Genomic DNA, 19,945 nt, shown 5'->3' with positions numbered 1-19,945 from the left:
TTCAGGTTTCAAACGTATATTTTACGCCGCGGGCATGGAGGCTGCCTGTGCGGGGTACGAGGCGGCGGAGGTGGCCTGGGGGGCGATCACGCGGTGCAGACGCTCCCAACCCATCGCGGCGTTGCCTATTTGTGCGATCGCGGCGGCGGCGGCGATCTGGCCCAGGCGGACACTGGAACGGATCCCGAGCCCGCTACAAAGCCCCAGCGTGGCCGCGGCGAGCAGGGCATCGCCCGCGCCGACTTCATCAAAGACCCGGGTCTGGTACATCGACGCGAGGCTGGGTTGTTCCCGCTTGGTGCCGTTGGAGCTGTACCGGACGCAGCCCGAGGCGTCGCGGGTGACCAGCAGGTGTTTGAGGTCGAGTTCAGTCACCAACCGCCTGCCCAAGGCATCCAGCGGGGTGAGCGGCGAAGGGCTCGGCGAGAGCCGACGCAACTCACGCTCGGTCGGCGTGAGCAGGTCAAACTTCCGCATCGCCAGGAGGCTGGCGCGGGGGCCGCTGACGTCGCCGGTCAGGACCGGGGTGCTGGGCCGGAGGATCGGCAGCACGCCGTCGAGCAGTTCGGGGGTAACCGTGCCGTGGCCGAAATCCGCGAAAATGACCGCGTCCAGGTCCAGCCGGCGTTCGGTGATGGCCCCGGCAATCCGCCCGGTCGTCACGGGCGGGGGGGATTCGATCAGCTCCTGGCGTGGCGTTGCGGTAATGCGATGGCCCTGGACCCGGCGAGTCCGGACCGGCTGGGCGGCGTCCGTGGGAACCGCATGCACCTCGATCCCCAGATCGTCGAGGCCTCGGCGGAGTTGGCGGGCGTTCCCGTCGTTGGCGAGCTGCGTCACCAGAACGGGTTGCGCTCCCAGGCGACGAAGGTGACCCGCGATCACGCCGGCCCCGCCGGGGAAGCAGTGCGAGCGTCCACCGTCCGAGCGGTAGCAGTCCAGGATGACATCGCCCACCACCGCGATGCGTCGGCCCTCGACCGCGGGCACCGCCCGGGCCAGCAGGGTGGCGTCGTCGTGTCGGGTGGCATCGGAGAGTCGGGGAGGTCGCGGAGCGTCGGCCATGCTAAAGGGGTTATCGGCATCGGCTTGGCTCGGCCGTGAGAACCGGGGGTAGGGGATTTTTGTCGCCCCGGTGGGGGAACCGCCGATAACCTTGGGGTCGGCGGGGAACCCGTAGCACCTGCGTAAGCCGATGTTTGAAAGAGTTTTAGGTTCTTATGAACACGATCATGCGATCGCCGTCTTCCGGTAGCAGCCCCGAGGGCACTCCGCCCGCCGCCGCTGTCCACCGGGCCTGGACCCAGATTCAGCAGGGGGGGTACGCCGCCGCGGCCGAGGTTCTGGAGCGATACGACCCGTCCAACCTCAATGTCGCCATCCCCTTTTGCCTGTCCCGCAACCTCCGGGCGCTGCAGGTGCACCGGCCGGAGATCCTCACCACGCTGGAACAAGCCGGGCTGTTCAGCACGCTCAAACGCTACCCGCTGGTGCCCACCGCCTCGGGCCGATTGGCTCCGGCGTGTGCCGATCCGGATGCGCCCGCCGCGGCCCCGGTCCCGCTGAGCACGAACCCCGATCCGAGCGCCGCGGCCGACCTGGCGATGCAGCGTCTGGCTGAACACATCAACGCGGGCAAAGCGATCGTCTTCGCCGACGTGATCGACGGCTACCTCATCTCCAAACTCGCCGACGCCAAGCCGACGCTCGGCCTGGGTATGCAGCAGGCGATCTACATCGCCGAACCCGACCCGCACCTGCTCACCGCCAGCCTGATGGTCCACGACTGGTCGGGCCCGGACAGCCCGATCACCGACCCGCGGTTCACGTGGTTTGTCGGCGAGCGGGCTTGGCTGGACTTCGAGATCCACATGCGACGCAACCGCATGCTGCCCCTGCCGGTGATCAAGCTCGGGCGCGAAGCCCCCCGGGCCGCGATCGGCGAAATCCTCGAACGCTGCCACGCCTACTACGAGGCATGCGAAGCCAAGTGGGCCAGGAAGATCGAAAAGCACTACAGCGATTTCCAATGCGACGCGCTGACCGTCGGCACCGCGACCCGGCCCAAGGTGCTGCTGATCACCTGCCGGTTCACCACCGTCCTGAAATACTCCACCGCCGACTGCGAGCAGGCGTTCGCACGGTTGGGCTGGCGGACCCGCACGCTGATCGAGCCCGGCGACACCCACCGTCTGACCCGCTCGGCGATCCGCCACGCGTTGGCGACGTTCAAGCCGGACCTGGTGTTCACCATCGACCAGCTCCGCGCCCATTGCCTGACGCCCTTCCCCGAACGGCTGCCGTTTGTCTGCTGGGTTCAAGACCAACTCAGCCGGTTCACCACCCGCAAAGCCGGCGCGTCGATCACCCCTCGCGACTTCGTGTTGTCGATGGTCGGCCCGATGTACACCCGGCAGTGGGGCTACCCCGCCCGGCAGATCGTCGAGATGCCCAAGCTCACCCGCCCGCCGGCCCGCCCGGACAAGTGGGTCAGCACCGGCGACGATCTGGTCTACGTCTCCAACGCTTCGCAGCGCCCGGCCGACCTGATCGACGCGCTCGACAGCCCGCTGCTCAAAGCCTGTGCCGACGAAATGGTGCAGCGCTACGAGGCCGGCGAATCGCTGCCCGCGATGGGCGACGTCGGCCGGATCGTGGACCGTGTGTCCCGAAAGCAAAACCAAACGCTCAGCGCGGCCAACCGCGCGCTGGCGGTCAACACCCTGTACCACCCGCTCAACAACGCGCTCTACCGGCAGCAGGCCTTGGGCTGGGCCGCCCAGGCCGCCGAGGATCTCGGCCTGTCGTTCGCGCTCTACGGCCAGGGCTGGCAGGACCACCCCGATTTCGCCGCCTACGCCCGCGGCCCCGTCGCCTACGGCCCGGACCTCGAAGAACTCACCCGCCAGAGCAAAATCAACCTGCAGATCGTTCCGTCTTTCTGCCTCCACCAACGCCTGCTCGACGGCCTGGTCGCCGGCGGCTTCTTCCTGATCCGACAACACCCCAGCGACACCCTGATCCCCAAGCTACTGGGCCTGATCGACCCCGAGGCGAAGACCGTGAACGAAGCCCTCGAAGCCGCGGGTTCCAAGCGTGACGAGCTCAAGGCGTTGCTCAAACAAGCGGGCGGGCTGGCCGACCTGGGCACGCCCGTCGACATGGTCGAGTTCCTGCGTGGCTGCCAACGGGCGGAACTGCTCAACCACGAGGGCGAATCGCTGCCCAAGCTAGACGAGGTCAGCTTCCACGACGCCGACTCGCTCCGGAAACACCTGGAGACCTACAGCGACTACGCCGCGCTGCGTCGCCGCGTGGCCACCGAGCAGCGCGAGAGCGTCGAGCACCGGCTGTCGTACACCGCGGGGCTGCGACGCACCCTGGCTCGGATCGGCCAACTCATCGCCGAGGAGCCGCCGGACCTCTTCCCCGACAACCCTTCTGCGGCATCCACGATCACGTCTTCGTTCACATTCGCCGCCTGACTCATCTCCGTTCGGAGCTTCGCCATGGACCTGTCTTACGTCATCGTGAGCCACAACCGCCGGGACACGCTGCTGCGCACGCTCGGCATCCTGGAACGCAGCACACCGCTGGCCGAAGCGCAGTGGGAGACCTGGGTCGTCGACAACGCCTCGACCGACGGCACTGCGGAAGCGATTGCCGAGCAGTTCCCCAAGGTCAATCTCCTGCGTCGCGAGACCAACGAAGGTGTCTGGGCACGAAGCCTGGCATTCTCGCAGTGCCGCGGCCGGGCGGTGATTCTCCTGGACGACGACAGCTACCCCGCCGACGCCCAGACCGTGACGCGTTCGATCGCCCACCTCGACGCCCACCCCGACCTCGCGGCGGTGGTGGGGCGGTGCGTGCTGCCCAGCGGTGAGCTCGAAGCGTGTGCGCTGCCGGGCGTGATGCTCAGCGGCGCGGTGTGCATGCGCAAAGCCGCGCTCGATCAGGTCGGCGGCTTCCGCCGCGAGTTCTTCCGCAAGGCCGGCGAATACGACTTGAGCTTCCGGCTGTGGGAAGCGGGTTGGCAGGTGGCGCGGTTTGAAGACGTGGTGTACCGCCACGACAAACACGCCGGCGGACGCAGCGCCGAGCTCGCGTTCAAGATGGACCTGCGCAACAACCTGATCCTCGTCGAGCGGTTCTTCCCCCCGGCCTATCGCCGTGCCTACCGCAAGGACTTCACGCAACGCTACGCCGCGTTCGCCCGCCACCACGGCCACGACCGCGCGATGTCCGAAGCCATCGCCGAGGCCCGCCAGTGGGCCCAGCGCGAACGCACCGCCGGCCGGCAAACGCTGTCGCCCGCCACGCTCGAAACTGTGATGCAATGGGGCCTGCAGAAGCAGCGTGTCGGCGCATGGGCCGAGCAACAGGAAATCCGCCGGGTCGTCATTGCCGACCACTCCAAGAACCTCTACGCCACGTTCCGCGCCGCCCAACGCAACGGGCTCACCGTGTCCGCCATCGCCGAGAACCACCCCGCGCTGGCGGGCGGGACCTACCGCGGCGTTCCGGTGCTCCCCGACCGCGAGGCGCTCTGCGGCAGGAATGAGGGCGTGATCCTGTCCAACGTGAACCCCGCGCGCGTCGAAGCACGCGTTGCGGAGCTGCGCGAACGCTGGGCCGGCCCGCTGCTCACGCTGTGGTACCCCAAGACCCTGGGCGGCGTGCCCGAAGCGCCCGTGGAGAAACTCGTCGCCTGACCATGACCGCACACTTCAGCCATCCCGCCCGGCCCGCGTTGAAACTCACCGAGCCGATCCAGGTGAACACGACCGAAGCTCCGCCGAGCCCGCGTGAAGACTTTCTCGTGTTCGGCAAGCCGGTGATCGGGCCCGAGGAGATGGCCGAGGTCCAGGCGGTACTCGAGAGCGGGTGGCTGGGCACGGGGCCACGCGTCGCCGCGTTCGAGCAATCGTTTGCGGCGTACAAGGGGCTCGACGACGAGCAGGCCGTGGGTGTGAACTCGTGTACCGCGGCGCTGCATCTGGCGCTCAAGCTCTCGGGCATCGGCCCGGGGGACGAAGTCATCACCACACCCCTGACCTTCTGCGCCACGGTCAACGCGATCCTGCACGTGGGCGCGACGCCGGTGTTGGCCGATGTCGATCCGGTGACCCAGAACCTGGACCCCGCCGCGGTCGCCGCCGCGATCACGCCGCGCACCGCGGCGATCCTGCCGGTGCACTTCGCGGGTCGGCCTTGCGACATGACCGCGCTGGTCACGCTGGCCGATCGTCACGGGCTGGAGATTATCGAGGACTGCGCCCACGCCATCGAGACGACGTATCACGGCAAGCCCGCGGGTACCTTCGGTCGATTCGCCGCGTTCAGCTTCTACGCCACCAAAAACGTCACCACCGGGGAGGGCGGCATGCTGCTCTGCCGCGACCCGCAGGACGCCAGCCGGGCCCGCACGCTCAGCCTCCACGGCCTCTCCCGCGACGCCTACACCCGCTTCCGCCAGGCACCGGACGGCAGCCCCCATTTCCGCCACTATCAGATGGTCGAGCCGGGCTTCAAGTACAACCTGACCGACCTCGCCGCGGCGCTGGGGCTTCACCAGCTGTCGCGGGTTGAAACGAACCTCGAGAGGCGGTCGCTCGTATGGAAAAATTACAACGACATGCTCGCGGGTGTGCCCTTAAATTTGCCGTCTGAATCGGATTCTGACGAGACGCACGCACGCCACTTGTATACAGTGCATGTCGGGGACGACGCCGACCGGGACCCGCTGCTGGACTTCCTCTTGCAGCAGAACATCGGCATCGGGGTGCATTATCTGTCCGTTGCAGAGCACCCGTGGTATCAGACATCGTTGGGTTGGTCGCCCGACGCACAGCCCCAGGCTCGGGACCTGGGGCGACGCACGCTCAGCCTCCCGCTTACCGCGGGGCTGACCGAACGCGACCTCCGCGACGTCGTGTCTGTGGTCAAGGAGTTCTTTGATGAGCGTCCCGATCTCCTATTGGAGTAGACAATCCCCGAAGTTCGGCCTGCGCGATCTGCTCAACGACAAGGTCTACATCGACCCCTCGTCCGAGCTGACCGACCCGCGCTGGGGCACGACCCTCTCGCTCATCCGCGAAGAGTTGCGCGGCGATGAATCCAAGGCCCTGGACTTCTATTGCGGGGCGGGACGATTCACCCAGGACCTTGCTCAACTGGTCGACGGCGACGTGCTGGGAGTGGACACCAGCCTGCCCCTGATCCACGAGGCCACGCCTTCCTCCGGGGTCCGCTTCATCCACATCCCCGACGGCCGAGTGCCCACTCCGCCGCGCAGCATGGACCTCGTCCTGGCCAATCACGCCCTGGGCGGCCTGCGCGGGCGTCTGCTCGACCGCGCCGTCGGCGAGATCGTCCGGGTGCTCAAGTCCGACGGCCTCTTGGTATTGATCGAAAACACCGCCGACCTGCCCGATACCCGCCAGCACGTTTACCGCGATGTTGAAACGTACCGGGAGATGTTTCCGCAGATGCAGTGGAAACGCGACGCGGTCCACCTCGAGAACAAATCGGAGGGCGTCGAGGATGCCCATCGGATGTCGGTGCTCATGGGCCGTATGATGGGGGACGACGCGGGCTGATCGAGTCCGCCTGTTCGACCGGCTCGACGCGACAAGGAGGTCGCCGCTTTGCCCGACTCACGAAAGCAATACTGGGACGACCGCGCTGCCCGCCTGGGCACGCGAGCGGTCTTGCATATCAAGCACCCGCCCGAGGCGATCGACGAAGTCACCCACAAACACTTCTACGAGGTGTTCGACCGCGTCGATCCGCTGCTAACCGGCCAAGAGGTCACGGCCCTGGACTTCGGTTGCGGGGCCGGTCGGCTGACGCCGCTGCTCACCCAGCGTGTGTCCGGCCGTGTGCTGGGCGTCGATCCGACCCGCGAACTGATCGATCTCGCTCAGGGCTCGGGCCGGGTGAAGTTTACTCACCTCACCGACCACACCCTGCCGACGCCCGACTTCAGCATCGACCTCCTGTTCGTCTTCGGCGTGCTCGGCGGCATCCCCGACGACGAGCTCCCCGCCACCCTCGGCGAACTCAACCGCGTGCTCCGGCCCGATGGGATTCTGGTGCTGATCGAAAACACGACCGACGCACCCGATGCGCCGCACTGGTTCTTCCGCAGCGTCGAAGATCACCTGACCATGTTCCCCGAGATCGATCTCGAGCACCTCGGCGGCTACGAAGAGTTCGGCGAAACGATGTCGATCTTCGCGGGCCGTCCCCATCCGCCCGCCGGCCTCGTAGCGACGCCCACCCCCGAGGACCCGGCCCCATGACCGCGCCGGGCATCGGCGATCGCGAATACTTCGAGCATTGGTACGCCGACCGCGACGCGTCGTTCTACGCCCCGATCCTGGCCCATGTCCTTAGACACAGCACGCCCGGCCCGGTCCTGGACCTGGGGGCAGGCACCGGCCTGCTCGTTGAACTCGCGCAGCAGTGGGGCCTGGACTGCCGCGGCTACGAAGGCTCGCCCGACGCGGTGGCGATCGGTCACCGCCGTGTGCCCGCGCTGCCGCTGGCCCAACACACGCTCGGGGAACCGCTTCCCGAAGCCGACGCCTCGGTGCAGTCGATCGTGATGAACCAGGTCATCGAACACCTCGAAGTGGAGCGTGGCCGGGCCGCGCTCGCCGACGCCCTGCGCGTCCTCCGGCCCGGCGGCATGATCTACATCGCCTCGCCCTGCCGGCACAACCCCGCCGAGCGCGGGCGGGACGCGACGGATCAACACCTCTACGTTCCCAGTGAACTGCGAGGCGCTTTGGAAGCCGTTGGTTTTGAGCGGGTGGTTTCGATGGATGCGCCGATGAAGTGGCCGGGCTGCCATCTGCTTTGGAATCTGTTCAACCGCCCCGATCGGCTTTGTGCGACCGCCACGTGCCGGGGATACAAACCCGCGTGAGCGCTGTCGCCCGACGATTCCTGAGATACCTCTTCCGCGAAGCGCGGGTGCGCAACGCGCTGGTCATGGCGATCCACGACGAATGCTTGGCCGCCGCCGCAGCAGAGTTGGCGGGTCGGAAGAAACTCATCGACATCGGCTGCGGCGTGATGCCGCATCGGCCGGTGTTTGAGCAATACGTTGAGCAGTACCTCGGCTTGGACATCCCCGACACAGCCTACGACGCGTCGCAGGTTGATCTCTTCGGCAGCGCGACCGAGATTCCGGCCGAAGACGGCAGCTTCGATGCGCTGCTGTCCACGTCCAACCTCGAACACGTCGAAGAACCCGCCGCGGCGCTGCGTGAATGGGCCCGCGTGCTCGAACCCGGCGGGGCGGCGGTCGTGAGCGTGCCGATGTTCTGGCACCTGCACGACGAGCCGCGCGACTTCTACCGCTTCACGAAGTTCGGGCTCGAACATCTGTTCACCCAGGCGGGCTTCACCCTCGACCGCATCGAGCCGATCGGCACGTTCTGGACCACCGCAGCGACCATGGCGTCGTACCACGTCTTCAAGTTCCACCGCGGCCCGATGCGCTGGCTGAAGCTGACGCACCTTTTGGCCGGCAGTTTTCAGGTGGCGGGGATGCTGCTCGAAAAGCTCGACCGTTCGGAGAAGTGGGCGTGCCTGTACCTCGTCGTGGCTCACAAAAACAAGGAGGCCTGATGGCGAAGGTGTTGCAGCTCTACAACATCTTCGGGGCGGCGACCGAACGCACGATGCTCGAAGTGCCCTTGGCGTTAGCGCAGCGGGGGCACGACATGACGTTTGCCGCAGAGACGATTGCTGACGATGCGCCCGAGGTGACGCAGCGGGTGTTGGGGCTGGAGCGCATCCACGTCGAGCCGGCCGAGGACATCGGTGCGCAGATGCGGGCGATCGCGGAGCAACCGCCGGCGATCGATGAATCTTTCGACTTGGTCCACGGCCACTTCGGCCCGCGTGCGCTCCACGCTGCGCGTTACCTCCACCGTGGTGTGCCCACCTTGATCACAACTTATGGGTACGACGTTTCGCGTCTGCTGCGCGACCCGTGTTGGGCCGAGCGTTATCGCTGGATGGGTGAACGGGGGGCAACGTTTGTGGCGCTTTCCGAATCGATGGCGCAGACGCTGCGGGCGTGCGCCGTGCCCGTTGATCGAGTGGAGGTCATCCCGCTGGGCATCGAGTTGCCGCGCTGGGTCTATGAGCCTCAACCGTGTAACGCGACCTTTCTTTTTGTGGGCCGATTCGTTGACAAGAAAGCACCCGACGACGCGATCCAGGCGATGGCGACAATCCGTGGCCGAGGGGTAAAGGCGACACTCAAATTGATCGGTTCCGGCGATCCGGTCGAGGAGCAAAGGCTTCGGGAGTTGGTGGAATCGTTGGGTTTGGCGTCGGCGGTGGAATTCGTGGGCCGAGTTCCGTACGACGCGCTTGCGGAGGCGATGCGTCACGCGACGGCGTTGGTCACGCCCAGCCGTGTGGCCGAAGACGGGGACGCGGAAGGGTGTCCGATGGTTCTGATGCAGGCCCAAGCGGTGGGGACGCCGGTGATCACGACCCGTCACTCGGGCAACCCCGAGGCATTGCCGTCCGAGGCGCAGCGGTTCGTGGTTGAAGAACGCGACGCCACCGCGCTAGCAGATGCGATGAACGCGAAGCTCAACTTCAAACCTGACGAGCGAGCCCAACTTCAACAAGCGGGGCGGCGGTGGATCGAATCGCGTTTCGATATCTCGCAAACGGTCGAGCGATACGACGCGCTGTATCGGCGGCTCGTCGATCCGTGATATGCCGCTTGCGGCTTAGCGTTGACATCTTCTTCGCGCTAAGCCGCAAACGGCTTACGCGGATCAATCCGGGGACAGCGGGTTACGGGGCGCCAGACGCGTCCGCGCTTCGACCGCGTCGCGGATCGCTTCGTGGGGGGTGCGGGCGAGGGCGGTGAGGTGGCCCATCTTTCGACCCGGTCGTGCTGCGGCTTTGCCGTAGAGGTGTAGGTGCATGTGTTCGCCGTCGATGGCCGACCAGTCCGGGTCTCCCCCCTCGGCCGGCCAGAGGTCGCCGAGCAGGTTCGCCATCGCTGCGGGGCTCTTGCGCTCCAGCGGCGCGACGGGCAGGCCGCAGATGGTGCGGACTTGCTGCTCGAACTGGCTGGCGTTGAAGGCTTCGATGGTGAGGTGGCCGGAGTTGTGCGGGCGGGGGGCGAGTTCGTTGACGAGCATGCGGCCGTCGCGCGTCTGGAAGAACTCGACGCACAACACGCCGACGACATCGAGGCCGTTCATCACTTGGGTCGCAATGGCGACGGCCTGTTCTTCGACTTTTTCGGGGGCACCCGACGGCACAACCGACACATCCAGGATGTGGTTGCGGTGGGTGTTGGCGATCGGGCCGAAGCACTGGACACCGCCATCGACCGAGCGGGCCGCCACGATACTGACCTCCTGTTCGAAGTCGATCATCGCTTCGTAAACGCACGGCACCCGGCCTAGGTCTTCCCAGGCGTAGGTCGCGTCGGCGATGCTGCGCAGGATGCGTTGGCCCTTGCCGTCGTACCCGCCGCCGGAGGTTTTGAGCACGCCGGGCAGGCCGATGGCCTGCATCGCCTGGTGCAGATCGATCTCGGACTTCACCGGGGCGAACGGCCCGACGGGGATGCCGTGCTCGCGCAGCGTTGTTTTTTCGCGGATGCGGTCCTGGGCGACACGCAGCACGTTCTCGCCGGGGCGGACCGGAGCGTGGGCGGCACAGGCCGCGGCGGTCGCGGCGGGGACGTTCTCGAACTCGTAGGTCACCACCGCCACCGATTCGGCGAACCGGCTCACCGCGTCGAGGTCGTCGTACGGAGCGTTGGTGTGTTCGTCGGCGGCCTGCGCGGCGGGGCAGTTGTCCTCCGGGCAGTACACGTGGACGCGGTAGCCCAGGGCGTGGGCGGCGTCGGCAAACATGCGTCCGAGCTGCCCGCCGCCGAGCATGCCGAGCGTGGAACCTTGGGGGATGGGGGTGGCCATGCGCACAGGTTAGCCGCTTGCGGCTTAGCGTGGAGGGGGATTGCTAAGCCGCAAGCGGCTTATGCTTATTTCGTCTTCCACACGGGGTCGGCGTGGGATTCCTCGGCCGACTCGAACCAGCGGGTGAGGGTCATCTTCTGGCGGGTGTAGAAGTGCACGCCCTCGGTGCCCTGGATGTGCAGGTCGCCGAAGAAGGACTGGTTCCAGCCGGTGAAGGGCAGCCAGGCCATGGGTGCGGGCACGCCGACGTTGATGCCGATCATCCCGGCGTTGAAGTGGCGTTTGAACTGCCGCGCGGCGTAGCCCGACCGGGTGAAGATCGAGGCTCCGTTGCCGTAGGGGCAGGCCTTGCCGATGGCCAGCGCATCGTCGAGCGTGTCGGCCCGGACGACGGACAACACCGGCCCGAAGATCTCGTTCTTCCAGGCCGACATGTCGGTGGTGACACGGTCGATCACGGACGGGCCAAGCAGGAACGAGTCGCCGGATTCGACGCCGCGCCCGTCGAGTGCGACGTCGGCGCCTTCGGTCTCAGCGGTGGCGATCGCCGAGGCAACGCGGTCTTTGTGCTCGGCCGAGATCACCGGGCCCATGCCCGCGGTTTCGTTGCCGTCGCTCGGCGCGGCGTTGATCGACCCAGCGTAGTCCACCAGGTTCTCGACCAGCGCATCGCCCACGCTGCCGACCGCCAGCGCGACCGAGCCCGCCATGCAGCGTTGCCCCGCGCAGCCGTAGGCCGAGGCGGCGAGGGCTTTCACCGATTGGTCGAGGTCGGCGTCGGGCATGATGATCAGGTGGTTCTTCGCGCCGCCCGCGGCCTGGACCCGCTTGCCGTGGGCGCAGCCGGTCTCGTAGACGTACTTGGCGATCGCGGTCGAGCCGACGAAGGAGATGGCGTTGACGTCGTCGTGGGTGATCAAGGCGTCGACCACGGCCTTGTCGCCGTGTACCAGGTTGAACACGCCTTCGGGCAAGCCCGCTTCGACCAGCAACTCCGCGAGACGCACGGCCGAGAGCGGCACCTTCTCGCTGGGCTTGAGCACGAACGTGTTGCCGCACGCGATCGCGATCGGGTACATCCACAACGGCACCATATTCGGGAAGTTGTACGGCGTGATCCCGACGCACACGCCCACCGGGTGGCGGTTGGTTTCGCCGTCCACGCTGTTGGCGATCTGGGGGAACGTCTGGCCCATGAGCATGGTCGGCACGCTGGTGGCAAACTCGACCATCTCGAGCCCACGTTGCACCTCGGCCCGCGCTTCGGCGAGCGTCTTGCCGTGCTCACGCGTGACCAGTGCCGCGAGTTCATCGAAGTGGGTTTCGACGAGTTGGCGGTAGGCAAACATCACCCGCGCCCGCTCCACGGCCGGCGTTTCGCTCCACGCGGGCAACGCCGCTTTGGCCGCCGCCACCGCGCGGTCCACAAGGCCGGTATCGCCCAGCGGGGTCTGGGCAATCGCGTGCCCGGTCGAGGGGTTGAACACGGACGTGTGGCGGTCGGCGGCGAGGGTTTCCCATCGACCGGCGATCAAAACGGGGACATCAGCGGGGGTTTCGGGCATGGACAGAACGCCTCCGAGGGTTTGTGAAAGCGGAGTAAAAAAAGCTAGGCAAGCGAGCCGAACCATGCTAGGTTAAAGGATTGTGCCTGCGCTGAGAACCATGGAATCAACATTATGAGCCGAATCGTCCGCGGTGGATTGATCCAAGCCACCCTCTGCGAACCCGCCACGTCCCCGGTCGCCAAGGTCAAACAGGCGATGATCGACAAGCACGTCGACCTCATCGCCAAGGCCGCTGAGCAGGGTGCACAGGTGGTTTGCCTGCAAGAACTCTTCTACGGCCCGTACTTCTGTGCCGAGCAAGAAACCAAGTGGTACGACCTGACCGAGCGCATCCCCGACGGCCCGACCACGAAGCTCATGATGGAGCTGGCCAAGAAGCACAAGATGGTGCTGGTCGTGCCGATCTACGAAGAAGAGATGACCGGCGTGTACTACAACACCGCCGCGGTGATCGACGCCGACGGGTCATACCTCGGCAAGTTCCGCAAGATCCATATTCCCCACTGCAACCCCGGCTTCTGGGAGAAGTTCTACTTCCGCCCGGGCAATATGGGCTACCCCGTCTTCGACACGATGGTTGGCAAGGTCGGCGTGTACATCTGCTACGACCGCCACTTCCCCGATGGCGCACGCTGCCTCGGCCTGAACGGCGCGGAGATCGTGTTCAACCCCAGCGCAACGGTTGCGGGGCTGAGCGAATACCTCTGGAAGATCGAGCAGCCCGCCCACGCGGTGGCGAACCAGTATTTCGTCGGTGCGATCAATCGCCCCGGGCGTGAAGAGCCCTGGAACATCGGGGAGTTCTACGGCCAGTCGTACTTCTGCGACCCCCGCGGCCAGTTCATCGCCCAGAGCGAGAAACGGGTCGACGACGACATTGTCATCGCCGACATGGACCTGGATATGATCCGCGAGGTGCGCAACACCTGGCAGTTCTTCCGCGACCGTCGGCCCGACACGTACGACGCGATCGTTGCTCAGTAAGTGGTTTGTTGAACCACAGAGACACAGAGGCACTGAGCCAAGGCGAACCCAGTGTCAGTCTTCTTCTCTGTGCCTCCGTGTCCCTGTGGTAGGTCTTGGGGTTTACTTGACCCGGACCTCACGAACCGCGAAAAACCAATCGCCTGTCGGCCTGCTACCCGATGGTAAAAACAAGCCCGTCTCTCGGGCGCGATCCCCATGGCTCACCCGCATTCATCAACCTCGACCCTGCTCTACGGCCTGAATGACAAGCCGCCGCTGCCCAAAGCCATCGTGCTCGGGCTGCAACACGTGCTCACCATGTTCGGCTCCACGGTCGCGGTGCCGCTGCTGTTTGCCCCGGTGCTCTGGCCGATCCCCGAGGGGTTGTCGGCCGAGCTGACCGAGACGCTGCGTGATCAGCGCATGCTCAACACCGCGATGCTGATCACCAGCGTGATGCTGTGTTCGGGCATCGCCACGCTGCTGCAGTCCACGCTGGGCTCACGGCTGCCGATCATTCAGGGCGTGTCGTTCTCCTTCCTCGCGGCGTTCTTCGGCATCATCGCCGCGACGCTCGAAGCGACCCCGATCGACTGGGCCGCGGCAAGCACGTCCGTCGAAGCGGCGAACGCGCAGCTCACGCAATGGCAAGACAACGGCGCTGCGGCGATGCGCAACATCGCCGGGGCGGTGATCGCCGGGGCGTTGATCGAGATGGCGATCGGGTTCAGCGGGCTGATGGGTTTGATCCGCAAGATCCTGTCGCCCGTCGTCGTGGGCCCGGTGATCATGCTGATCGGCTTGGCGTTGTATCAGGCGGGGGCGCCGGTGGCGGCGAGCTATTGGCCGGTGTCGATCCTGACAATCGTGCTCATCATCCTGTGCTCGTTTGTGCTGGGGAAACTCAGCGTCGTGTTCCGCATGTTCCCGATGCTGATCGCGATCCTCGGGGCGGTCGCGGTGTGCTCGGCTTTGGCGGGGCTCGAAGTGTTCGCCGGGGCGGGCATCGCCGAAGACGGCGCGGCGATTGATCCGCACCCGGCGCGACCCGACCTCTCGGCGTTCGCGCAGGCTGATTGGGTGCGCACCAGCAACATCGTGTTCCCCTGGGGCATGCCCGAGTTCAAGACCGTGTTCATCGTGGCGGTGTTGGCGGGTTACCTCGCCTCCATGATCGAGAGCTTCGGCGACTACCACGCGGTCAAGCAGATGGCGGTGAAGGACCCCGCGAACGCCGACCCGACGCCTGCCGAAATCAGCCGGGGCATAGGCTTCGAGGGCGTGGGGTGCGGGCTCACCGGCGTGTTCGGTGGGTTCAGCTCAACGTCGTATTCCGAGAACGTGGGGCTCGTCGGCCTGACCAAAGTTGGCTCGCGGTTTGTCGTGCAGATCGGCGCGGTGCTGCTGATCCTGCTCGGGTTGTTCGGCAAGTTCGGTGCGCTCGCCGCGGCGATCCCGACGCCGGTGGTGGGGGGGTTGTACTGTGCGATGTTCGGCCTGATCGCTGCCGTTGGTGTACGCCAGTTCGCTCGGGCCGACCTCACCAGCGACCGCAATCTGTTCATCGGCGGTTTCGCGCTTTTCATGGGCTTAAGTCTGCCGCACTACTTCAACAACGGTGGCGTCGAGGCGGTCAACGCGTACTTCGCCGGTATCTCGACTGAAGCCACGGCCGATCGCTGGCGGGCCGTGGCCGACGTGATCAACGCGATCGGCAAGAACGGCATGGGCGTCGCCGCGGTGCTCGGCATCGTGCTCGACAACCTCATCCCCGGCACCAAAGCCGAGCGCGGCCTCGAAGCCGGGCCGCGCGTGCCCTCGACCATGATCCCCGAGGCGGATGACGTGGACGCCGACGAACCCGTGGCGTCCGCACCCGTCTCTCCCGCCGAGCCCGCAGCAAAATCTCGACCGGATGAACCGTCGGTCTTCACCGACTAATCAGCAGAGGTGCTCTATGACAACACTCAACACCCCCGGAAGTAACCCCGGCAGCAACGCCGACCCCCCGCGCACGATCCGGCTGCCGCAGTTCGACCACCAGCCCGCGCCCTACGACGGCCCGACGCGCGACGAAGTCATCGCGCTGCGCCACCAATATCTCTCGCCCGGCATCCTGACCTACTACGCCGAGCCGATGATGATCGTCGAGGGCAAGATGCAGTACGTCTACGACGAGAAGGGCACTCGCTACCTCGACGCCTTCGCCGGCATCGTCACCGTCTCCGTCGGCCACTGCCACCCGTCCGTGATCGACAAGGTCAAGGCCCAGACCGACAAGCTCCAGCACACCACCACGATCTACCTCCACCCGACCATCGCGCAATTCGCCCAGAAGCTCGCGAGCAAGATGCCCCAGACCTCCGGTACGACTGGCCAACCCCTCGACAAAACCTACTTCACCAACTCCGGCAGCGAAGCCAACGAGATCGCCATCCTCTCGGCCCGCGAAACCACCGGCAACCACGACGTCATCGCCCTCCGCAACGGCTACCACGGCGGCACCGCCAACACCATGGGCCTCACCGCCCACGGCACCTGGCGCTTCAAATCCAACAATCCCTCGGGCATCGCCCACACCCACCCCGGCTACTGCTACCGCTGCCCCTACAACCTCGAGTACCCGTCCTGCGACCTCAAGTGCGCCCACGACGTCAAGAACGTCATCGAGTACCAGACCTCCGGCGAGATCGCCGCGTTCATCGGCGAACCCATCCAGGGCGTCGGCGGGGCGGTCGTACCTCCGGCCGAATACTTCCAGATCGTCTACGACATCGTCCGTGAACACGGCGGCATCTGCATCGCCGACGAAGTCCAGGGCGGCTTCGGCCGCACCGGCACCCACTACTGGGCCCACCAAAACTTCAACGTCCAGCCCGACATGATCACCATGGCCAAGGGCATCGGCAACGGCGCCCCCCTCGCCGCCATGACCACCACCGCCGACATCTCGAAGACGATGGCCAACCGCGTCCACTTCAACACCTACGGCGGCAACCCCATCTCCGTCACCCAGGGCCTCGCCACCCTCGAAGTCATCGACGAAGAAGGCATCCAGGAAAACGCCCTGACCGTCGGCACCTACCTCAAAGACGCCCTGCTCGAACTGCAAAACAAACAACCCCTCATCGGGGAAGTCCGCGGCCTGGGCCTCATGCTCGGCGTCGAACTCGTCAAAGACCGCACCACCAAAGCCCCCGCCAAGGAAGAGTGCGCATCGATCGTCGAACACGCCAAGACCCTCGGCCTGCTCCTGGGCAAAGGCGGCCTCCACGGCAACACCATCCGCCTCAAACCCCCCATGTGCATCACCCAAGACGACGCCGACTTCATCGTCGCCGTCCTGGACGAAGCACTCACGGCCCAGAACAAACACTAAAGAGAAGAGAGTAAATCCCCATGCCCACCCTCGAAACCACCGTCGACGGCATCAAGTTCCCCAACCCCTTCGTCATCGGCTCCGGCCCGCCCGGCACCAACAAGAAAGTCATCTGCAAAGCCTTCGACGAAGGCTGGGGCGGCATGATCGCCAAGACTGTCAGCCTCGACGCCTCCAAGGTCATCAACGTTGCCCCCCGCTACGGCAAGCTCACCGGCGTCAACAAGAAAGAAGTCTTCGGCTGGGAGAACATCGAGCTCATCTCCACCACGCCCTTCGACCAATGGCTCGACGAGTTCAAAGCCATCAAGGACCAGTACCCCGACCACGTCCTCATCGCCTCGATCATGGAGGAGTACAACAAGGACGCGTGGTGCGAGATCGTCGAGCGCTGCGAAGCCGCGGGCGTCGACGGCCTCGAGCTCAACTTCTCCTGCCCCCACGGCCTGCCCGAGCGCAAGATGGGCGCCGCCATGGGCGAAGACCCCGAGATCCTCGAAGAGGTCACCGGCTGGGTCATGGCCGCCGCCAAGACCCCCGTCTGGGCCAAGATGACCCCCAACGTCACCCACATCGAAGACCCCACCCGCGCCGCCCTCCGCGCCGGGGCCCACGGCATCTCCGCCATCAACACCATCCGCTCGGTCATCGGCGTCGACCTCAAAACCCTCCGCCCCATGCCCACCGTCGAGGGCTACACCACCCCCGGCGGCTACTCCTCCGTCGCCGTCCGCCCCATCGCCCTCCGCATGGTCATGGAGATCGCCACCCTCATCCGCGAAGAGTTCGAAGGCTCCCGCACCATCTCCGGCATCGGCGGCGTCGAGACCGGCGAAGACGCCGCCCAGTTCATCCTCCTCGGCGCCGACACCGTCCAGGTCTGCACCGGCGTCATGAAGATGGGCTACAAGATGGTCAAGCCCATGATCGAAGGCCTCCTCGCCTTCATGGAAACCCACGGCTTCGAAACCATCGACGACTTCAAGGGCCACGCCCTGCCCTACTTCACCACCCACGCCGACCTCGTCGCCCGCCAAGCCAAGGCTCAAGCCGAAAAACGCGCCGCCGTCGCCGCCAAAGCCGCCGCCAAGCAAGCGGAACGCGAAGGCATCACCGTCGACGACAAGTGGGACGGAGACGACTTCGTCCAACAGTCGGATGATCTGGTCAGCGGCTAAGCGAGCCGTGGCTCATGGCGTCGCGGCGAATTCACCCTTGATCTTCCCCTTGTTTACGGGATAATCCGAGTTCCTAGGAGGAGAGAATAATGCGTAACACCTGCCGTCTACTGACCACCTCGCTCATCCCCATTGCCGTCGCCGGATCGGCTGTCGCCCAGTCTGACATCAGCCAGATCGCCCTGTCCGGCGAAGCCGCGCCCGGGGCCGTCGACGGAGCGATCTTCGGCGGATTCTCGAACGTGGTCCTCAACGATGCGGGCCAAGTAGCCTTTGTCAGCTTCTTAGAAACGGGGACGGGGGCACCGGTCACGTCCGACAACAGCACCGCACTATTCGCGCCAACCTTGACGTCGGACCTGGAGATCGTGGCGCGCAAGGGCGACGTCGCGCCCGGCGTGGCGGATGGTGCGGTGTATTCCAGCTTTCAAAACACCGCCTATCTGAGCGACAGCGGCGAGGTGGCCTTCGAGGCGGTGTTGGCCACCGGCGCGGGTCCCGCCGTCACCGGCGTGAACGACGGGGCGATTTTCGGCCCCAACGGGGGGTTGGGGCTGATCGCCCGGGAAGGGGCGCCGGCCCCCGGCACGGCGGATAACGCGGTCTTCGCCGATTTCGATGAGATCGACTTCAGCGCTGCCGGGGACTTCTTGCTGCAGGTCGAGCTGGCGACCGGCACCGGCGCCGCCGTGACCTCTGCGAACGACCAAGCACTACTCGGCCCCACGGCCGGGCCGGGCTCGGCCCTCGGCGTGATCGCCCGACGTGGCGACCCCGCGCCCGGCGTCGCCGACGGCGCCGCCTACCTGGGGTTCAGCAACCGGAACACGATCAACAACCAGGGCGAGGTCGCCTTCGCCCACTCCCTGCAGACCGGCACGGGCACCGTGGTGGACGACGACAACAACAGCGCCGTCTTCGGCCCGAGCGGGTCGGGGCTGGGCCTTTTGGGCCGAGAAGACTCCCCCGCCCCGGGCGTATCGGACGGCGCCGAGTTCAGCGGCTTCGGCGGGGCGCCCGTCCTCAACAACGCCGGGGACACCGCGTTTGTCGGCTTCCTCCGCACCGGCAACGGCGACCCCGTCGAGGACTCGGGCCCCGACAGCAACAATTCCGCGCTCTTCGGGCCGACGTCCGGCAGCGGCTCGTCGCTGGGGCTCGTCGCCCGGGCCAACGACCCCGCCCCCGGCACCGCGGACGACGCCGAGTTCGATTCGTTCAACGCCGTACGCCTCAACGACCACGGCGACCTGCTGTTCACCGCTTCCGTCCGGACCGGCACCGGTGCCCCGGTGGACGACAGTTTCAGCGGGCCCGACAGCAACAACTTTGCGATTTTCGGCCCCACCGACGGGCCCGGCTCGGCGTTGGGCGTGATCGCCCGCCGGGGCGACACCGCCCCCGGCGTGACCGACGGGGCCGAACTCAACTTCTTCGCCACCCCCCAGTTCAACAACGCCGGCCAAGCCGCGTTTATCAGCTTCCTCCGCGATGGCACCGGCGGCGGGGCGGTGGACTCGACCAACGGCACCGGACTCTTCGCCTACGCCGACGGCGAGCTATCGCTCATCGCCCGCGCCGGCGACCTGTTCACGGTTCTTCTGGCCGACGGCATCACCGAAGAACAGCGCACGATCAGCTTCATTAGCTTCGGCTCCACCGTCGACAACGGCACGCCGGCGCTGAACAACGAAGGCCAGTTGGCCTTCACGCTGTCATTCACCGACGGAAGCGGCGGCATATTCGTCGCGACCATCCCCGAACCCACCACCCTCGCGTTGCTGGGCATGAGCGGGCTGACCCTCGCCACCCGCCGCCGGAAGTAGCCCGCCCCCCGGAAATAACCCCCGGCATCACTGCACCCGCCGTCTCCCCGTCAAT

Annotated in this window: 16 protein-coding genes; 13 read left to right on the top strand and 3 right to left on the bottom strand. The window is 66.2% G+C overall.

What is annotated here, in order from left to right; all coding sequences use genetic code 11:
• Positions 1-21 precede the first annotated feature (21 nt).
• Positions 22-1,065 (bottom strand): PfkB family carbohydrate kinase, encoded by a 1,044-nt coding sequence (locus tag HNQ40_RS04045; RefSeq protein WP_184676601.1) that lies wholly within the window; start codon positions 1,063-1,065, stop codon positions 22-24.
• Positions 1,066-1,232: 167 nt separating this feature from the next.
• Between HNQ40_RS04045 and HNQ40_RS04040 the strand changes: the two genes are divergently transcribed.
• From HNQ40_RS04040 to HNQ40_RS04005, 8 genes are read left to right on the top strand one after another with little or no spacing between them, the layout of a single operon-like run.
• The gene (locus HNQ40_RS04040) at positions 1,233-3,485 is read left to right on the top strand and encodes a hypothetical protein (protein ID WP_184676600.1); all 2,253 of its coding nucleotides are present in this window, start codon (positions 1,233-1,235) and stop codon (positions 3,483-3,485) included.
• Positions 3,486-3,509: 24 nt separating this feature from the next.
• Positions 3,510-4,712, top strand: a complete 1,203-nt coding sequence (locus HNQ40_RS04035) for a glycosyltransferase (protein WP_184676599.1) — start codon at positions 3,510-3,512, stop codon at positions 4,710-4,712.
• A gap of 2 nt (positions 4,713-4,714) precedes the next feature.
• Positions 4,715-5,986 (top strand): DegT/DnrJ/EryC1/StrS family aminotransferase, encoded by a 1,272-nt coding sequence (locus HNQ40_RS04030; protein ID WP_184676598.1) that lies wholly within the window; start codon positions 4,715-4,717, stop codon positions 5,984-5,986.
• The gene (locus HNQ40_RS04025) at positions 5,958-6,599 is read left to right on the top strand and encodes a class I SAM-dependent methyltransferase (protein ID WP_184676597.1); all 642 of its coding nucleotides are present in this window, start codon (positions 5,958-5,960) and stop codon (positions 6,597-6,599) included. Before HNQ40_RS04030 ends, HNQ40_RS04025 begins: the two co-directional genes overlap by 29 nt.
• 48 nt (positions 6,600-6,647) lie before the next feature.
• Complete coding sequence (locus HNQ40_RS04020) at positions 6,648-7,304, top strand: class I SAM-dependent methyltransferase (RefSeq protein WP_184676596.1); 657 nt, start codon at positions 6,648-6,650, stop codon at positions 7,302-7,304.
• Positions 7,301-7,933, top strand: coding sequence for a class I SAM-dependent methyltransferase (locus tag HNQ40_RS04015; RefSeq protein ID WP_184676595.1), 633 nt, complete (start codon positions 7,301-7,303; stop codon positions 7,931-7,933). The genes HNQ40_RS04020 and HNQ40_RS04015 overlap by 4 nt, the downstream gene beginning before the upstream one ends.
• On the top strand, positions 7,930-8,640 hold the full coding sequence (locus HNQ40_RS04010; RefSeq protein ID WP_184676594.1) for a class I SAM-dependent methyltransferase: 711 nt from the start codon (positions 7,930-7,932) through the stop codon (positions 8,638-8,640). The genes HNQ40_RS04015 and HNQ40_RS04010 overlap by 4 nt, the downstream gene beginning before the upstream one ends.
• Positions 8,640-9,749, top strand: coding sequence for a glycosyltransferase family 4 protein (locus tag HNQ40_RS04005; protein WP_184676593.1), 1,110 nt, complete (start codon positions 8,640-8,642; stop codon positions 9,747-9,749). The genes HNQ40_RS04010 and HNQ40_RS04005 overlap by 1 nt, the downstream gene beginning before the upstream one ends.
• 63 nt (positions 9,750-9,812) lie before the next feature.
• Here HNQ40_RS04005 and HNQ40_RS04000 read toward each other — a convergent pair whose 3' ends face one another.
• Both HNQ40_RS04000 and HNQ40_RS03995 read right to left on the bottom strand, forming a co-directional pair.
• On the bottom strand, positions 9,813-10,973 hold the full coding sequence (locus HNQ40_RS04000) for a 5-(carboxyamino)imidazole ribonucleotide synthase (RefSeq protein WP_184676592.1): 1,161 nt from the start codon (positions 10,971-10,973) through the stop codon (positions 9,813-9,815).
• A gap of 65 nt (positions 10,974-11,038) precedes the next feature.
• A complete protein-coding gene (locus HNQ40_RS03995) occupies positions 11,039-12,538 on the bottom strand; it encodes a CoA-acylating methylmalonate-semialdehyde dehydrogenase (RefSeq protein ID WP_184676591.1) in 1,500 nt (499 codons plus the stop codon).
• 114 nt (positions 12,539-12,652) lie between these two features.
• On the opposite strand from HNQ40_RS03995, the gene HNQ40_RS03990 reads away from it, so the two are divergent.
• The 5 genes from HNQ40_RS03990 (at position 12,653) to HNQ40_RS03970 (ending at position 19,890) form a co-directional block, all read left to right on the top strand.
• Complete coding sequence (locus HNQ40_RS03990; protein WP_184676590.1) at positions 12,653-13,525, top strand: nitrilase-related carbon-nitrogen hydrolase; 873 nt, start codon at positions 12,653-12,655, stop codon at positions 13,523-13,525.
• A gap of 198 nt (positions 13,526-13,723) precedes the next feature.
• Positions 13,724-15,448 carry a uracil-xanthine permease family protein gene (locus HNQ40_RS03985; RefSeq protein WP_184676589.1) on the top strand — a complete coding sequence of 575 codons (1,725 nt, stop codon included), beginning with the start codon at positions 13,724-13,726 and terminating at the stop codon, positions 15,446-15,448.
• Positions 15,449-15,464: 16 nt separating this feature from the next.
• Positions 15,465-16,886 carry an aspartate aminotransferase family protein gene (locus HNQ40_RS03980; protein WP_184676588.1) on the top strand — a complete coding sequence of 474 codons (1,422 nt, stop codon included), beginning with the start codon at positions 15,465-15,467 and terminating at the stop codon, positions 16,884-16,886.
• A gap of 20 nt (positions 16,887-16,906) precedes the next feature.
• Complete coding sequence (gene preA, locus HNQ40_RS03975) at positions 16,907-18,064, top strand: NAD-dependent dihydropyrimidine dehydrogenase subunit PreA (RefSeq protein ID WP_184676587.1); 1,158 nt, start codon at positions 16,907-16,909, stop codon at positions 18,062-18,064.
• A gap of 89 nt (positions 18,065-18,153) precedes the next feature.
• Complete coding sequence (locus HNQ40_RS03970; RefSeq protein WP_184676586.1) at positions 18,154-19,890, top strand: PEP-CTERM sorting domain-containing protein; 1,737 nt, start codon at positions 18,154-18,156, stop codon at positions 19,888-19,890.
• The last annotated feature ends 55 nt before the right edge of the window (positions 19,891-19,945 follow it).

The organism is Algisphaera agarilytica, assembly GCF_014207595.1.
GTDB classification, from domain to species: Bacteria; Planctomycetota; Phycisphaerae; order Phycisphaerales; family Phycisphaeraceae; genus Algisphaera; species Algisphaera agarilytica.
The sequence above is the reverse complement of the archived record's forward strand: the minus strand, read 5'-3'. Positions and strand labels throughout refer to the sequence as shown.

What these genes read in the sequence shown, in the direction of transcription:
- HNQ40_RS04045 (WP_184676601.1), bottom strand. Translation starts at nt 1,065, where the DNA reads ATGGCCGACGCTCCGCGACCTCCCCGACTCTCCGATGCCACCCGACAC.
- HNQ40_RS04040 (WP_184676600.1), top strand. Translation starts at nt 1,233, where the DNA reads ATGCGATCGCCGTCTTCCGGTAGCAGCCCCGAGGGCACTCCGCCCGCC.
- HNQ40_RS04035 (WP_184676599.1), top strand. Translation starts at nt 3,510, where the DNA reads ATGGACCTGTCTTACGTCATCGTGAGCCACAACCGCCGGGACACGCTG.
- HNQ40_RS04030 (WP_184676598.1), top strand. Translation starts at nt 4,715, where the DNA reads ATGACCGCACACTTCAGCCATCCCGCCCGGCCCGCGTTGAAACTCACC.
- HNQ40_RS04025 (WP_184676597.1), top strand. Translation starts at nt 5,958, where the DNA reads ATGAGCGTCCCGATCTCCTATTGGAGTAGACAATCCCCGAAGTTCGGC.
- HNQ40_RS04015 (WP_184676595.1), top strand. Translation starts at nt 7,301, where the DNA reads ATGACCGCGCCGGGCATCGGCGATCGCGAATACTTCGAGCATTGGTAC.
- HNQ40_RS04005 (WP_184676593.1), top strand. Translation starts at nt 8,640, where the DNA reads ATGGCGAAGGTGTTGCAGCTCTACAACATCTTCGGGGCGGCGACCGAA.
- HNQ40_RS04000 (WP_184676592.1), bottom strand. Translation starts at nt 10,973, where the DNA reads ATGGCCACCCCCATCCCCCAAGGTTCCACGCTCGGCATGCTCGGCGGC.
- HNQ40_RS03995 (WP_184676591.1), bottom strand. Translation starts at nt 12,538, where the DNA reads ATGCCCGAAACCCCCGCTGATGTCCCCGTTTTGATCGCCGGTCGATGG.
- HNQ40_RS03990 (WP_184676590.1), top strand. Translation starts at nt 12,653, where the DNA reads ATGAGCCGAATCGTCCGCGGTGGATTGATCCAAGCCACCCTCTGCGAA.
- HNQ40_RS03985 (WP_184676589.1), top strand. Translation starts at nt 13,724, where the DNA reads ATGGCTCACCCGCATTCATCAACCTCGACCCTGCTCTACGGCCTGAAT.
- HNQ40_RS03980 (WP_184676588.1), top strand. Translation starts at nt 15,465, where the DNA reads ATGACAACACTCAACACCCCCGGAAGTAACCCCGGCAGCAACGCCGAC.
- preA (WP_184676587.1), top strand. Translation starts at nt 16,907, where the DNA reads ATGCCCACCCTCGAAACCACCGTCGACGGCATCAAGTTCCCCAACCCC.
- HNQ40_RS03970 (WP_184676586.1), top strand. Translation starts at nt 18,154, where the DNA reads ATGCGTAACACCTGCCGTCTACTGACCACCTCGCTCATCCCCATTGCC.